The organism is Pseudomonas sp. GL_117, from assembly GCF_057835125.1.
This window is the reverse complement of the sequence record NZ_CM174418.1, coordinates 3,314,376-3,329,146: the sequence shown is the minus strand read 5'-3', so window position 1 is coordinate 3,329,146 and position 14,771 is coordinate 3,314,376. Positions and strand designations below refer to the sequence as shown.

Here is a 14,771-nt window from a genome sequence, read left to right as displayed (position 1 = left end):
TTAACTGTAGTGAGCGGGCTTGCCCCGCGCTGGGGGGCGAAGCCGCCCTAAATCCATACACCGCGGTCTCGCTGATGCAACGCGGCGTACCGTTTGGGGCGGCTGCGCCACCCAGCGCGGGCAAGCCCGCTCACTACAGGTCACGCTTCGTCGTCGTATTGGAGTTCGAACAATAACAGCGAACGCCCAGTGGCCGCGTACTCGTGATCGAACTCGAAGCGTTCCTGGCCGCGTACGGCGGTCTGGTTGGTGTCGACCATGCACGTCCAGAAGCCGCCTTCAGGCACCGGCGGCAGGCGGAAGTTGACCATGTCGTGGTGCGCATTCACCACCAGCAGCAAGGTGGCATCGGCACCTGGCCGACGAATGCCGGTTTCCTGGGCACGGCCGTCCATCAGCATGCCCAGGCAGCGGCCATGGCTGTCCTGCCACTGCTCGGTGGTCATCTCATTGCCATCCGGCGCGAGCCAGGTGACGTCCTTGACGCCGATGTCTTCGTTGTAGTCGCCCACCAGGAAACGCCCACGGCGCAGGATCGGGTACGCCAGGCGCAGCTTGATCAGGCGTTTGACGAACTTGAGCAGGGCTTTGCCGTCTTCGTCCAGGTCCCAGTTGACCCAGCCGATTTCGCTGTCCTGGCAATAAGCGTTGTTGTTGCCGTGTTGCGTACGCGCGAACTCGTCACCCGCGACGATCATCGGCGTGCCCTGGGCCAGCAGCAGCGTGGCGAAGAAGTTGCGCATCTGGCGCAGGCGCAGCGCGTTGATTTCCGGGTCGTCGGTGGGGCCTTCGACGCCGTGGTTCCAGGACAGGTTGTTGTTGCTGCCGTCCTGATTGTTCTCGTCGTTGGCCTCGTTGTGTTTGTCGTTGTACGACACCAGGTCGTGCAGGGTGAAACCGTCGTGGGCGGTGATGAAGTTCACCGAGGCATAGGGCCGGCGGCCACGATGGTTGAACATCTCGCCGGAGGCGGTCATGCGTGCGGCGAAGTCGGCGAGTTGGCCGTCATCGCCTTTCCAGAAGGCGCGCACGGTGTCGCGGAAACGGTCGTTCCATTCCACCCAGCCCGGCGGGAAGTTGCCGACTTGATAACCGCCGGGGCCGCAGTCCCAGGGTTCGGCGATAAGCTTGAGCTGGCGCAACACCGGGTCCTGGCGGCAGGCGACGAGGAAACTGTGGCGCTCGTCGAACCCGTCGCGGTAGCGCCCGAGGATCGTCGCCAGGTCGAAGCGGAAGCCGTCGACGTGCATCTCGTTGGCCCAGTAGCGCAGCGAGTCGGTGACCATTTGCAGCACGCACGGGTGGCTCAGGTCGAGGGTGTTGCCGGTGCCGGAATCGTTGATATAGAAGCGCTTGTCATCCGGCATCAGGCGGTAGTACGAGGCGTTGTCGATACCGCGCATGGACAGGGTCGGGCCGCGCTCGTTGCCCTCGGCGGTGTGGTTGTAGACCACGTCGAGGATCACTTCGAGCTTCTGCTCGTGCAGGTGCGCGACCATTTCCTTGAACTCGGCGATCTTGCCGCTGGCCAGGTAACGCGGGTCGGGGGCAAAAAACGCGATGCTGTTGTAGCCCCAATAGTTGGTCATGCCTTTTTGCAGCAGGTGCTGGTCGTTGACGAACGCGTGCACTGGCAGCAGTTCGACGGAGGACACGCCGAGCTGGCGGATGTGCTTGAGCACATCATCTTCCATCAACCCCGCGCAGGTGCCACGCACGGATTCGCCGACGCTGGGGTGGCGCATGCTGATGCCGCGCAGGTGGGTTTCGTAGATGATCGTGCGGTCCCACGGTACCCGCACCGGCTGGTCGTTGCCCCAGGTGTGCGCCGGGTCGATGACCTTGCACTTGGGCACGAAGGGCGCGCTGTCGCGTTCGTCGAAACTGAGGTCGTCGTCCGGGTGGCCGATGGTGTAGCCGAACAGCGCCTCGGACCATTTGAGCGCCCCGACCAATTGCTTGGCATAAGGGTCGATCAGCAATTTGTGATGGTTGAAACGGTGACCGTTGGCCGGGTCATACGGGCCGTACACGCGGTAGCCGTAGACAAGCCCGGGGTGAGCGTCAGGCAGGTAGCCGTGGAAGGTTTCATCGGTGTATTCGGGCAGCTCGATGCGCTCCAGCTCCACCTCGCCGCTGTCGTCGAACAGGCACAGCTCGACCTTGGTCGCGTTGGCCGAGAACAGCGCAAAGTTGACGCCCAGACCGTCCCAGGTAGCGCCGAGGGGGAAGGGCAAACCTTCACGAATCCGCGACGGCTCGTTTTTAGGCGTCGATGGGGTGTTGTCGGGTTTGCTCATTGAGTTGCTCCTGCAGAATTTTTTCGGGACGAACGCGGTCGTGCTGACGGTGGTCAGGTGAGCATTGAATTCAGAGTGAAATGCGCCCCAGTGGGAGCGGGCTTGCCCGCGAATGCCGAGTGTCAGTCAGTGCATCGGTGCTGATCCAGCGCCTTCGCGGGCAAGCCCGCTCCCACAGGGAAGTGCGCTCAACTGGCCGGTTTGCGCGGGGCCTTGGTTTTTTTCTCGGCGGGCGGCTTGGCGGCTGGCTTGGGCTTGGCGGCCGCTTTCGGTTTGGCCGCCGGCTTAGGCTTGCTCGGCGTCAACGCTTCGGCTTCCGCCAGCTTGCGTGCCATCTCCCAATGGCGCGTGTCCTGGCCGTGGGGTTTGCCCTCCGACTCCCAGATCTGGTGTGCCAGTTCCCGTATGCGTTTGTCTTCAGTACTCATCGCAATGCTCCTCACAGAAAATGTTCAGCTCTCTTGATCATCAGGATTAATAAAGACGTTGACCGGGAAATCCCCCAGGGCAGTGCTCAGCGGCAGCTCCTTGTTTGGTGTGACTGCGCCTGTGTGGAAAAGTCCCTTCCATTTTTGTGTCGTGGCGGCGAACGGTAGTGTGACCCGTGTATCGCCCCAAACCTGCGCATTGATCTGGGGGAACACACCGTTTTCAAGCAGGCAATGGGACCAGCGTGGCACCACCACCACGAGGTATTTGCCCTGGTGCTCGCGGGCGAACGCGACAACATGCGCGGCGTGTTTGCCCAGCACTTGCAGCGGCGTGTAGCGGCCACTGTGGAACAGTTCGGGGTAGGCCTTGCGCAGGGCCAAGGCCTGGGCGATCACCGCCTGTTTGATACGCCCGTCGCGCCAGTGGAACAACAGTTCGCCGATGTCCGGTGGGGTGCGCAACGCCTGTTGCCGTGCGTTGAAATCCACCGGGCGACGGTTGTCCGGGTCCACCAGGCTGAAGTCCCAGAACTCGGCGCCCTGGTACAGGTCCGGCACCCCCGGCACGGTGATGCGAAGCAAGGATTGCGCCAGCCCATTGATCGCGCCAGCCGGGGCGATGACCTGGGCGGCGTTGCCGATGGCGCTGCGCAAGGCGTGGCCTTCAGCGCTCAACAGCAAGCGCGACAGAAAGGTTTCGACGCCGCGCTCGTAGGCCTCGTTGGGCGCGCTCCAACTGCTGTGCAACTTGGCCTCGCGCAAGGCTTTTTGTTGCCACTGCCAGAGGCGTTGTTGGTAACCATCGAGGTCTGCACCGAGGTCCAGTGGCCAACTGCCCAGCAGCACTTGATAGAGGATCAGTTCATCGCCCGCGGCGGGGCTGGTGTCACTGCGCAACGGCGCGGCAAGGCTGCGCCAGTGTTCCACTTGCTCGACAAACCACGGTGCGCATTCACTCAGCACCGCCAGGCGCGCGCGGCTGTCTTCGCCGCGCTTGTGGTCGTGGGTGGCGGTGGCCAGCAGGTTATCGGGGAAGCTCTGCAAGCGCTGCCGGTTGACCGCATGAAACTCGGCCAGCGGCGCACTGAACTGCTCGGTGCTGAAGCCCACATCGTTGCGCGACAACAGCACCGCCGAACGATAGAACGCGGTGTCTTCCACCGCCTTGGCCGCCGCCGGCGAGGTCAGTTGCTGGAACCGTACGCAGGCATGCTTGAGGATCTTGCGCTCACGCCCCAGCGGGCGATCGCGCCAGGGTTGGCCGCCTAGCCAGTTGGCCAGGTGGTCAAGCACCGGCCAGTCGCCTTCGCCCAAGGTGCTGCGGGCGCCGTCCATGGCCTGCTGGAACACACGCTCATCGGCGGCACTGCGGCCACGGGCGCTGATGTAGGTGCGGTACACCGGGAAATGCACGATCAATTCCTGCAAGGCACGGCGGATTGCGCCAAGGGTCAGGTCGCGGGTCATCACGTCGTCGCGGGCCACTTGCAGCAGGGCTTGGGCCACGCTTTCAAAGTCGCCGCCGAGGGAGCCGTTGAGGATTTGCTGGCGGGCCAGGCGCGCTTCCTCGATGAACGCCGACGGGCGCTCGCTGTGGCGCGTCCACAGCTCGGCCAGTGGGGCGAAGCCGTCCGGGTGATGTTGCAGCAACGACAGCTGGTTCATGAATTCGTAGCCGGTGGTGCCGTCCACCTGCCAGTCTTCACGCAGGGTTTCACCGTCGCCGAGGATCTTCTCGACAAAGATCGGCAAGTGCCGTCCGGGCGCCAGCGAGTCCACGCGTCGGCGCAGCTTGCGGCAGTAGCCGCGTGGGTCGGCCAGGCCGTCGATATGGTCGATGCGCAGGCCGTCCACCAGGCCTTCGCTGATCAGTTCGAAGATCTTGCCGTGGGTGGCTTCGAACACCGCACTGCGTTCGACACGCAGGCCGCCGAGCTCGTTGACGTCGAAGAAGCGCCGCCAGTTGATGTCGTCCGCCGCCGTACGCCAGCTGGCCAGGCGGTAGGCTTGTTGTTCCAGCAGATGATGCAGGCGGTCGAAGTCGAACCTGGCCAACTGTTGCTCGATGGCGCGCAGGACCTGGTCCTCGCTGGCGCGTTCGGCCAGTAACTGTTTGAGCCGTGCGGCCTCGTGGTAGGCGTCGTCTTGATAGGCGAGGGCGCCGAAGCGCTCGGCCAGCGGCTGGAGCAATGGGTCAGTGCCGAGGATCGCGGGGTAATCCCGTGGGCAGATCGGGAAGTGGTGTTCGTAATGGGCGACGTAAAACGCGCCGTTGGCCGCATCAAATTGCAGGGTCACAGTGCCGCTCTGCAACGCTTCGCCGTAATCGCTGCCGAGGAACGGCATAAGCAATTGGCCCTTGAGCAACGGGTCTGGCGAGTGCCACTGGATGTCGAAAAACTCGCTGTAGGGGCTCAAGCGCCCCCACTCCAGCAGGTCCAGCCACCAGGGGTTATCGGCGCCGCCGACGGCCATGTGGTTGGAGACAATGTCGAGGATCAGCCCCATGTCGTGTTCGCGCAAAGCGGCCACCAGGCGCCGCAATGCCGATTCACCGCCCAGCTCGGGATTGACACGCGTGGGGTCGACCACATCGTAGCCATGCATGGAGCCGGCGCGGGCGCTGAGCAGCGGCGAAGCATACAGATGACTGATTCCCAGCGCGGCGAAGTACGGCACCAGCGGCACCGCATCATCCAGGGTAAAGCCGCGATGAAATTGCAGGCGTTGGGTCGCGCGTAGCGGCAGTGTTTTCATCGGTCACGCTCGTAGGCCTGGTTGCGCGCCACGGCCAGCAGTTCCAGGCGGCGTGCGGCACCGGCGTTGTCGAGCAGGCTGGAGGCTTCGCCCGGCAGGCGTCGGCGCCAATTGGGGTGGGTGTCGATGGTGCCCGGCAGGTTGGCTTGCTCGTCCACGGCCAGGGCATCTTCCAGCGGCAGCAGCACCAGCGGCGCACGAGTGTGGCCCAGGTAACGCACGCTGGCGTCGATCACGTGGTCGGTTTCGTTGCGAATCTCATCGACGAAATTCTGCGGGTCCTGGCTCAAGGCCTGACGCAGCGCCTGGCGTTCGCGCAGGCGGTGTTCGCTCCATTGCTCGACAGTAGGCGCGTCGATCAGGCCGAGCTGGATATTCCACTCGATGTCGCGGCTGTGCCACCAGCCGTTGAGGGTTGGCAGGTCGTGGGTGCTGGTGGTGGCCAGGGCGTTGTCGGGCCAGTCGAGGATCGGCTTGAACTGGCCGTCGTGACCCTGTTCGAACAGCAACACGCGCATGCCCAGGATCGAGCGGCCGATGAGTTTGTCGCGCAGGCCATCGGGCACGGTGCCGAGGTCTTCGCCGAGGACAATGGCTTGGTGGCGGTGGGATTCGAGGGCGAGCAAGCGCAGCAGGTCGTCCACCGGGTAATACAGGTAAGCGCCGTCCCGTGGCGAGGCATCCATGGGGATCACCCACAGGCGTTGCAGGCCCATCACATGGTCGATGCGCAAGCCGCCGGCGTGGGCGAAGTTGGCGCGCAGCATCTCGATGAAGGCGCGAAAGCCGTTGCGTTGCAGACCCTCCGGAGAAAACGCGGAAATCCCCCAGCCCTGGCCGGCACGATTGAGGATGTCCGGTGGTGCCCCGACGGTGAGGTCGGCGAGCAGTTCATCCTGACGGCTCCAGGCCTGGCTGCCACCGCCGTCGGCGCCCACGGCGAGGTCAGCGATCAGGCCGACGCCCATGCCACTGCCCCGCGCGGCTTGTTGTGCGCGTTCCAGGCAACGGGCGATCAGCCATTGGCTGAAGGCGAAATAACCGATCTCGCTGGCGTGCTCTGCGGCGAATTGTGCCAGTGCCGGGCTTTGTGGGTCGCGCCAATCCTGGGGCCAGTGGCGCCAGTCGAGATCCTCACCGGCTGCGGCGCGCGCGGCTTGTACGGCTTCGAAGCGGCAGTGGTTTTCGAGGGCTTCGCCGCCAGCCTGGCGGAAGCTGAGGAAGTCGGCGTGTTGCGGGTGATGGCCGTGGCGGAAGTCTTCATATAGCGCGCGCAGCAGACGTTGCTTGGCTTTGGCTGCGCTGGGCCAGTCGATCAGGCTGTGTTGTTCCAGGTCGTGCAGTTCTTCCGTCAGGCCGAGGGCCTCGATGGCGTTGCGCACTTCGCGTTCGCCGAGGATGCAGGCGGGCGAGGCGTACAGGCTGTTGAGGAACAAGCGGCTGGACGGCGAATACGGGCTGTAGCGCCCGGTGTCGGCGCTGAACATCGCGTGCATCGGGCTGATCGCCAAGGCATCGGCCCCGCGTTCGGCGGCCGCGCGCGCCAGGTGTTCCAGGGCCAGGGTGTCGCCAAAGCCGCCGTCGCCCAAGCGACGCAGGGCATAGAGTTGGGCGCTGATGCCCCAGGCACGCGCGGGTTGGCTATGCACCGCTTCGGCCACGCTGTAGCAGTGGGTAGGCGCGACGGCGAGGGTGAAGGTCTGGCCAGCGATGTGCACGTGGTGATAGCCGAGGGCGATGACGCCGGGCAGTAGCGCATTGCCGTCGAGGCGTAGCTCCAGGGTGTCGCCGCCTTCAAGGCTGACCCGGCACAGCGTGTCGGGTTCGAAGTAATGCGCCAGGTTGAGGCTGTCGCCGCTGTCGACCGTCATCAAGGGCGGCAGTTGCCTGTCCTGTTGAGCGCGCTCCAGTTGCAGCAGGCTGGCGTCGACCTCGGCGTCGCTGTCGGCGGGGTGGCCCAGGCCCTTGAGCACGGCGCGCAGGGCCTCGGGTTTGACACGTTGTGGGCGGCCGTTGGCGTCGATCCAATCGACGGCCAGGCCCGCGCGGCTGGCGAGGATTTCCAGGTTCGCTTCGCTCAAGAGTGCTCTCCAACAGGGGATAGGGTGACGCGTGCGCTGTACGGCGGCAGTTGTGCGCCTTGGTCGGCAGGCGTTTCGAATAGCAGGTGTTCGGCGCGGTGATACGCGAGTGCGGTGGCGCTCAGGTTGAGGTCGATCTGCAGCAGGCTGCCGTTGCCCAGGCGCCAACGTGCACTGACGGCGCCCTCGGCCAGCACCTGTGCGCCCAATGCGACGCTGCCGGGCAGGTGCGGCACCAGGTGGCGGTGGCGCAGGCTGAGCAATTGGCGATAGAGCCGGGCCTGGGGGTGGTCGGTGAAGGTCGGTGTCGAGTGTTCAAAGGTGCGCAGGGCGTTCGGGTCGGGAATGCGCTTGCGCAGCGCCGGCTCGTTGAATGCGGCGAAGTCGGCAAATTCATTGCGTCGGCCTTCGCGCACCGCTTCGGCCAGTTCGCCGTGGTGGTCGGTGAAAAACAGAAACGGTTCGCTGGCGTTGACTTCATCGCCCATAAACAGCAGCGGGATCATCGGTGACAGCAGCAGCAACGTGGTTGCCGCCTGAAGTGCCTGGGGTGAGCAGAGTTGATGCAAGCGTTCACCGAGGGCGCGGTTGCCGATCTGGTCATGGTTCTGCAAGAACAGCACAAACGCGGTCGGCGGCAGATGGCCGCTGGGTTCGCCGCGTGTGTGGCCGTGGCGGGTGGTATCGCCCTGGTAGATGAAGCCTTCGCCCAGGCAGCGGGCGAGCTTGGGCGTGGTGTCGGTGGCGAAGTCACGGTAATAGGCGTCGGTCTCGCCGGTGAGCAACACGTGCAGGGCGTTGTGGCCGTCGTCATTCCACTGCGCGTCGAAATCGTGCTCGAGCAGGTTGGCCTGGTTGAACTCGTTCTCCAGCACCAACCATACGTGGCGGCCGGTATCGACTTGCTGGCGCACCCGTTGCGCCAGCTCCTTGAGAAACCCCGGGTTGTCGATGGCGTGCACGGCGTCCAGGCGCAGGCCGTCGAAGCGGTACTCAAGTAGCCACATCAGCGCGTTGTCGAGGAAGAAGTTGCGCACTTCACGGCGTTCGAAGTCGATGCCGGCGCCCCAAGGCGTGTGCACCTCTTCGCGAAAGAAACCCTGGGCGTATTGGCCCAGGTAATTGCCGTCGGGGCCGAAGTGGTTGTAGACCACGTCGAGGATCACCGCCAGGCCGTGTTCATGGGCGCTGTCAATCAGGTGCTTGAGCTGCTCGGGCGTGCCGTAGCTGGCGTGGGGCGCATAGGGCAAAACCCCGTCGTAGCCCCAGTTGCGTTCGCCGGGGAACTGCGCCAATGGCATCAGCTCGATCGCAGTCACGCCCAGCTCGGCCAGGCGCGGCAGGTGTTGCTCTACGGCGGCGTAACCGCCCAGAGCACCGACGTGCAGTTCATAGATCACCGCTTCGTGCCACGGACGGCCGTGCCACTGGCTGTGTCGCCATTGATAGGCGAGGGGGTCGACGACCCGGCTCCAGCCATGCACGTCCGTGGCCTGAGCCCGGGACGCCGGGTCGGGGACATCCTTTTCCCCATCGATATTGAAGCGGTAGCGCGTGCCTGCCGGGCAGGCTATTTCAGTTTCAAACCAGCCATCTGCCTGGGGCAGCATGGCGACGGACTTACCGTGTTCCAATTCAACGCTGACGTAATACGCGTCTGGCGCCCACAAGGCAAAACGCGTGTGTTGCGCGTCCAGCATGATTGCGCCGTGGGGCCAGGTTTCCAGAGTCCGTGACGGCATCTACAGAGACCTCCCATGTCTATTTATTGGCGGATTTCCCCAGGGCCTTGGCCACAAGCTGTTCGTACAGTTCGGCGTAGGGTTCCACCGCCTGGCACCAGTTGAAGGGTTGGGTCATGGCGCGCGAACGCATGGCATTGAGCAGACCCGGGAAGGCGAAGACCCTGAACGCTCGGCTCAGGGCTTCGCGGTAACTTTCTACGCTGGATTCATTGAACAGGAAGCCGGTGACGCCATCTTCAATGGTGTCTGCGAGCCCGCCGGTATTGCGCGCCACCGGCAGCGAGCCGAAACGTTGCGCGTACATCTGGCTCAGGCCGCACGGCTCATAGCGCGAAGGCATCAACAGGAAATCGCTGCCGGCAAACATGCGCCGGGCGTCGGTTTCGTTGAAGCCGATGCGCACGCCGACCTGGCCGGGAAAGCGCAGCGCCAGTTCGCGCATGGCCTGTTCTTCTTCCGGCTCGCCACGGCCGATGATCGCGATCTGGCCGCCGTTTTCGACGATAAAGCCGGCTACGGCTTCGGTGAGGTCCAGGCCTTTCTGGTAGACCAGGCGCGAGACCACCGCGAACAGCGGGCCTTTGGAGTCGTGCAGGCCGAACAGTCGACGCACGTGGCCGGCGTTGATGGCCTTGCCGTCCCAGTCGCCAATATTGAAATTATGTTGCAGGTGCGTATCGGTGGAGGTTTCCCAACTTTCATCGATGCCGTTCGGGATGCCGCTGAGCAGGCCTTGCTGGGTCTTGCTGGCCAGGAAACCATCGAGGCCACAGCCGAATTCGGGGGTGGTGATCTCCTGGGCGTACGTTGCGCTCACCGTGGTGATATGGCTGGAATACGCCATGCCAGCCTTGAGGAACGACATCTTGCCGTAGAACTCCATGCCTTCCTGTTGCAGGGCGTGGGGCGGAATGCCCAACTCCGGCGTGGAGGCCAGGCTGACCACGCCTTGATAGGCCAGGTTGTGGATGGTGAACAGCGTCGGCGTGCGTGACCCACGCCAGTGCATATAGGCCGGGGCCAGGCCAGCGGGCCAGTCGTGGGCGTGCACCAGGTCAGGGCACCAATGGATCTGCGCAAGGTTGGCGGCCATGTCGGCGGCGGCCAGGCCGAGGCGGGCGAAGCGGATATGGTTGTCCGGCCAGTCGCGACCGTTGTTGGCGCCGTAGGGCGTGCCTTCACGTTCGTACAGTTCGGGGCAGATCAGCACATAGATGACCAGGCCGTCCTTGAGGTCCATGCGCCCGATCTTGCACGGCGGCAGCGCAGCGTGGCCGCCCAGCTCGCCGACGATATGAATCGGGTTATCGCTTTCCATCACCTGTGGGTACCCGGGGATCAACACGCGTACATCGTGCAGATGGGCCATGGCGCGGGGCAGGGCGGCGGACACGTCGCCGAGGCCGCCGGTCTTGACCAGGTCGGCGAATTCAGAGGTGACAAACAAGACTTTCTTGCGGTTGGGATTTTCGTTCACGACCTGCCGCACAGTGGTGGGCAGGTCGACCAATGATGGCCCCCCTACCGGCTGACTGACACGCTCTCCCTGAACAACTACAGCGGCATTGATCATAATTCACTCCCACATGTTGGTTGGCTAATGGCCCGCTGCCATCAGCTCCGATGACCGCTTCCTGCGATCAGGCGCACAAGCACTGTACAAACTGGCAAGGCGTATGCCAGATGCACATTTGGCTCGAAAAGATTGGATGGACGGGCATTGGGGATGAACTCCACGTGCTCGCCTCACCTTAAAACTGGACCTACGGCAGAGTTGGAAAGTTTCGATTTTTCGCGGGGTTTTTGTTTTGAAACGGACCCATCGGTCATCAGTCTAGGACAGATCCCAGAGCCCGTAGGGTTTGTGAGGAATTTTTGTAGGACAAAAAACTTGTAACCTTATGCAGCTTTGAAAACATGCCCAGAAAGTTCGCGGATAGGTATTTGTAGTGAGCGGGCTTGCCCCGCGCTGGGTGGCGAAGCCGCCCCAAATCCGCACACCGCGGTCTTCCTGATACACCGCGGCGCGCCGTTTTGGGGCGGCTTCGCCACCCAGCGCGGGCAAGCCCGCTCACTACAAGTGCGTCAGGCGAGCCCGCGAATGGGCGTGCCGTTGGCCCACGCGAGGATGTTTTCGATCATCTGCTGATAGAACTGGCGGTAATTCTGCTCGCTCACATAACCCACGTGCGGAGTAGCCAATACATTGGGCAGGCGCCGGAACGCGTGGTCGTGCGGCAAGGGTTCCTCGGCGAACACATCCAGTGCCGCCCCGGCCAGACGCCCGCTTTCCAGCGCTTGCACCAGCGCGGTCTCATCCACGATCGGCCCGCGGGCAGTGTTCACCAGGCGCGCAGACGGTTTCATCCAGCCCAGCGCCTCGGCATCCACCAGGCCTCGGCTGCGCTCGCTGAGCACCAAGTGCACGCTGAGAATGTCGGACTGTTCGAACAGCGCCTGCTTGCTGACCCACGTCACCCCCGACTCGGCCGCGCGCTCCGGCGTGAGGTTTTCACTCCAGGCGATCACGCGCATGCCGAACACCTGGGCGAACTGGGCGACCTTTTGACCGATGCTGCCGAGCCCGAGAATCCCCAGGGTCTTGCCATGCAGGTCGCCCCCCAGGCCAACCTGCCAGCCCCCGGCGCGCAGCGAGTTGGCTTCGGCCAGCAGGTTGCGGGTAGACGCCATGATCAATGCCCAGGTCAATTCCGGTGCTGCCTGTTTATAGCTGTCAGTCCCACACACCTGAACCCCCAGTGCCTTGGCGGCGGGAATGTCGATGGCCGCGTTGCGCATGCCGCCGGTCACCAGCAGCTTGAGCCTGGGCAAGCCCTGGAGCAGGGCCTTGTCGAAGGTCGAGCGTTCGCGCATCACGCAAATGACCTCGAAGCCCTGCAAGCGCTGGATCATGGTGGCGGTGTCCGCCGGGTAATCGTGGAGGAAGTGCACCTGGCCGACGCTTGCAAGCGGCGACCAGTCCACCACGCCACTGGCCACCTTCTGCCAATCATCAATCACTGCGATCTGTACCGACATCAACGAGTGCCCCGAAAAAGGTTGGATTAAACGGCGTTCAATGTTGGCGAGAAATTAAACAGGGATTCACACCCAGTGCAAGGTCAGTGCGGCGAGCACGGCGTAGCGCAGGCTTTTGGCCACGGTCACCCACAGCAAGAAACGCCACAGGGGTTCGCGCATCACGCCGGCGACCAGGGTCAGCGGGTCACCGATGACCGGCAGCCAACTGAGCAACAGCGTCCAATGCCCCCAGCGCTGGTAATGCCGCCGGGCCTTGTCCAGTTGCCGGTCATTGACCGGAAACCAGCGTCGCCCCTTGAAGTGCTCCACCCAGCGCCCCAGCCACCAGTTCACCACTGAACCGAGCACGTTGCCGAGGGTGGCGACGCCCAGCAGCAGCCACAGGCTGTAATGCCCACTGAGCAGCAGGCCGACCAGCACCGCTTCCGATTGCAGGGGTAACAAGGTCGCGGCGCCAAACGCCGCGACGAACAGTCCCAGGTAACCCGCGATCATCGCGCCGGGTATTCAGCCACCACGACGTCCTTGCCATCACGGGTCAGACCGATCACTTCAAAGGCTTCGCTGCGCCCCTCGACTTCCATGCCAGGCGAGCCCATGGGCATACCCGGTGCGGCGACGCCGAGCAGGTCGTCGCGTGCGCGCAAGGCCAGCACCTGCTCGGCGGGCACGTGGCCTTCGACGAACTTGCCGTCGATCACGGCGGTGTGGCACGAACCCAGGCGTGGGGCGACGCCAAGGCGTTGCTTGACCGCGCTCATGTCGGTTTCCACATGGTCATTGACCTTGAAACCGTTGCTTTCCAGGTGGCTGATCCACTTCTTGCAGCAGCCGCAATTGGCGTCGCGGTGCACGTCGATAGGGATCAGATCAGCCGCCTGGGCCAGGGTGGTGGTGAACAGGGCCGAAAGCAGGGCCAAGCGCAATGGGGTCTTCATGGGTTGTCATCCGGTTCCGAGCAGTAAGCCCGACATTTTCCCCGCTTTTTGCAAGGGTACGCGGCGGTAATGTTTCTAAATTATACAGAGGGTGGGTTTTCCAGCCGTTGCTTGAGCTGGTCCAGGGCAACGGACGACAGCTCGATCATGCGTTCATGCAGGCTGGCCAGCTGCAACTCGGTCTCGTAGATCAGCACACGCTTGAACAGCGTGCCATCGCGGTGGGCCTGCAGGAAATAGTGAATCGAGCCGTCGACGGCCAGGGAGGTGAACACGGTCTTGAATTCGTCGGGACGTCGGGCGATCTGCACGCGATAGCTCATGGGGACGCGGATGCCCAACAGGTCGATGAATTCGGTGAAGCGGGCGCCGACGGGGAGGGAACCAGAGGTGCCGGTCTCGGCGCCGAGGGAAGTGGGGTGCCATTCGTGCCAGCGGTCCGGTTGGGTCACGTAGTCGTAGACGGCCTCGATCGGGGCCTGGATAAAGCGTTCCTGACTGATCCGCTCCAACCGGACCGACTGCTCGACAGCGCGCATGACACACCTCCTGTGTGGCGTGGCTAAACACCTTGAGCTGTCAGAATAGTCCGACTCCCGCGCTTTGCACGGGAGACCTTGGCGAGTTGATCAACGGACTTTGAAGCGACTCATCAGTGCAATAACCCGGCCATTGGCGTCGAGCAGGCTTTGGGTATTGGCTTCGGTGGCGTGACCACTTTGCACCAACTCTTCGACCATATGGCGAATGTGCACCATGCTGCGGTTGATCTCCTCGGTCACTGCGCTTTGCTGCTCGGCGGCCGTGGCGATCTGGGTGCTGAGGTTGTTGATGTGGCTGACCGAGCCCGCCATTTCGTCCAGGCCGGTGTTCACCCGCGCCGTGGCGTCGGCGGCCGACTGGCAACTGGCCTGGGTGTTTTCCATGGCCGCGACGGACGTGCTGACCCCCGTGGTCAGGCGCACCAGCATCTCGTTGATCTGCGACGTGCTGGCCTGGGTACGTGCCGCCAGTGCGCGCACTTCGTCGGCGACCACCGCGAACCCACGGCCTTGCTCGCCAGCCCGCGCCGCCTCGATGGCGGCGTTGAGCGCCAACAGGTTGGTCTGGCCGGCAATCGCGCCGATCACCCCCAGGGTCTCGGTGATACGCGCGGCGTCCTGGCGCATGTTTTCCACGCTCTGGGTGGCACTGGAAACTTCGCCGATCAACGCGCTGACGCTGTTGGACGCCTCACCCACCACCACACGGGAACGGTCGGCGTGTTCGTTGGCACGCTGGGTAAAGGCCGCGGTTTCGGCGGCGTTTTGCGCGACGGTGTCGGCGGTGGAACTCATTTCGGTGATGGCGGTGACGGTCTGGTCGGTCTCCGAGGCATGTCGCAGCAGGATCTGGTTGGTCTGCGCCGAGGTCTGTTGCAATTGCTCCAGGCTCGAGGACATGGCACCCGTGGCCTGGGTGACTTCGCCGATCATGT

At 63.7% G+C, this 14,771-nt stretch carries 11 protein-coding genes; all 11 read right to left on the bottom strand.

Annotated features, from left to right (window positions below):
- Positions 1-140: 140 nt before the first annotated feature.
- Entirely contained in the window at positions 141-2,300 is a 2,160-nt protein-coding gene (glgX, locus tag AC3ISR_RS15015; RefSeq protein WP_463984778.1) for a glycogen debranching protein GlgX, read from the bottom strand.
- A 188-nt stretch (positions 2,301-2,488) separates the two neighbouring features.
- Positions 2,489-2,728: a DUF2934 domain-containing protein gene (locus AC3ISR_RS15010; protein WP_489324347.1), complete on the bottom strand. Its 240-nt coding sequence runs from the start codon at positions 2,726-2,728 to the stop codon at positions 2,489-2,491.
- A gap of 24 nt (positions 2,729-2,752) precedes the next feature.
- A complete protein-coding gene (locus AC3ISR_RS15005; RefSeq protein WP_489324346.1) occupies positions 2,753-5,488 on the bottom strand; it encodes a malto-oligosyltrehalose synthase in 2,736 nt (911 codons plus the stop codon).
- Positions 5,485-7,569, bottom strand: a complete 2,085-nt coding sequence (gene malQ / locus AC3ISR_RS15000; protein WP_192300451.1) for a 4-alpha-glucanotransferase — start codon at positions 7,567-7,569, stop codon at positions 5,485-5,487. The genes AC3ISR_RS15005 and malQ overlap by 4 nt, the downstream gene beginning before the upstream one ends.
- A complete protein-coding gene (gene treZ / locus AC3ISR_RS14995) occupies positions 7,566-9,311 on the bottom strand; it encodes a malto-oligosyltrehalose trehalohydrolase (protein ID WP_489324345.1) in 1,746 nt (581 codons plus the stop codon). Before treZ ends, malQ begins: the two co-directional genes overlap by 4 nt.
- Positions 9,312-9,330: 19 nt before the next feature.
- Positions 9,331-10,887, bottom strand: a complete 1,557-nt coding sequence (gene glgA, locus AC3ISR_RS14990) for a glycogen synthase GlgA (protein WP_192300449.1) — start codon at positions 10,885-10,887, stop codon at positions 9,331-9,333.
- Positions 10,888-11,399: 512 nt separating this feature from the next.
- A complete protein-coding gene (locus AC3ISR_RS14985; RefSeq protein ID WP_489324344.1) occupies positions 11,400-12,353 on the bottom strand; it encodes a D-2-hydroxyacid dehydrogenase family protein in 954 nt (317 codons plus the stop codon).
- A 66-nt stretch (positions 12,354-12,419) separates the two neighbouring features.
- Positions 12,420-12,851, bottom strand: coding sequence for a YqaA family protein (locus AC3ISR_RS14980; protein ID WP_192300447.1), 432 nt, complete (start codon positions 12,849-12,851; stop codon positions 12,420-12,422).
- Positions 12,848-13,294 (bottom strand): DUF411 domain-containing protein, encoded by a 447-nt coding sequence (locus tag AC3ISR_RS14975; protein WP_489324343.1) that lies wholly within the window; start codon positions 13,292-13,294, stop codon positions 12,848-12,850. Before AC3ISR_RS14975 ends, AC3ISR_RS14980 begins: the two co-directional genes overlap by 4 nt.
- An 80-nt stretch (positions 13,295-13,374) precedes the next feature.
- A complete protein-coding gene (locus AC3ISR_RS14970; protein ID WP_489324342.1) occupies positions 13,375-13,833 on the bottom strand; it encodes an SRPBCC family protein in 459 nt (152 codons plus the stop codon).
- Between the two features lie 90 nt (positions 13,834-13,923).
- Positions 13,924-14,736: a methyl-accepting chemotaxis protein gene (locus AC3ISR_RS14965; protein WP_489324848.1), complete on the bottom strand. Its 813-nt coding sequence runs from the start codon at positions 14,734-14,736 to the stop codon at positions 13,924-13,926.
- Positions 14,737-14,771 lie beyond the last annotated feature (35 nt).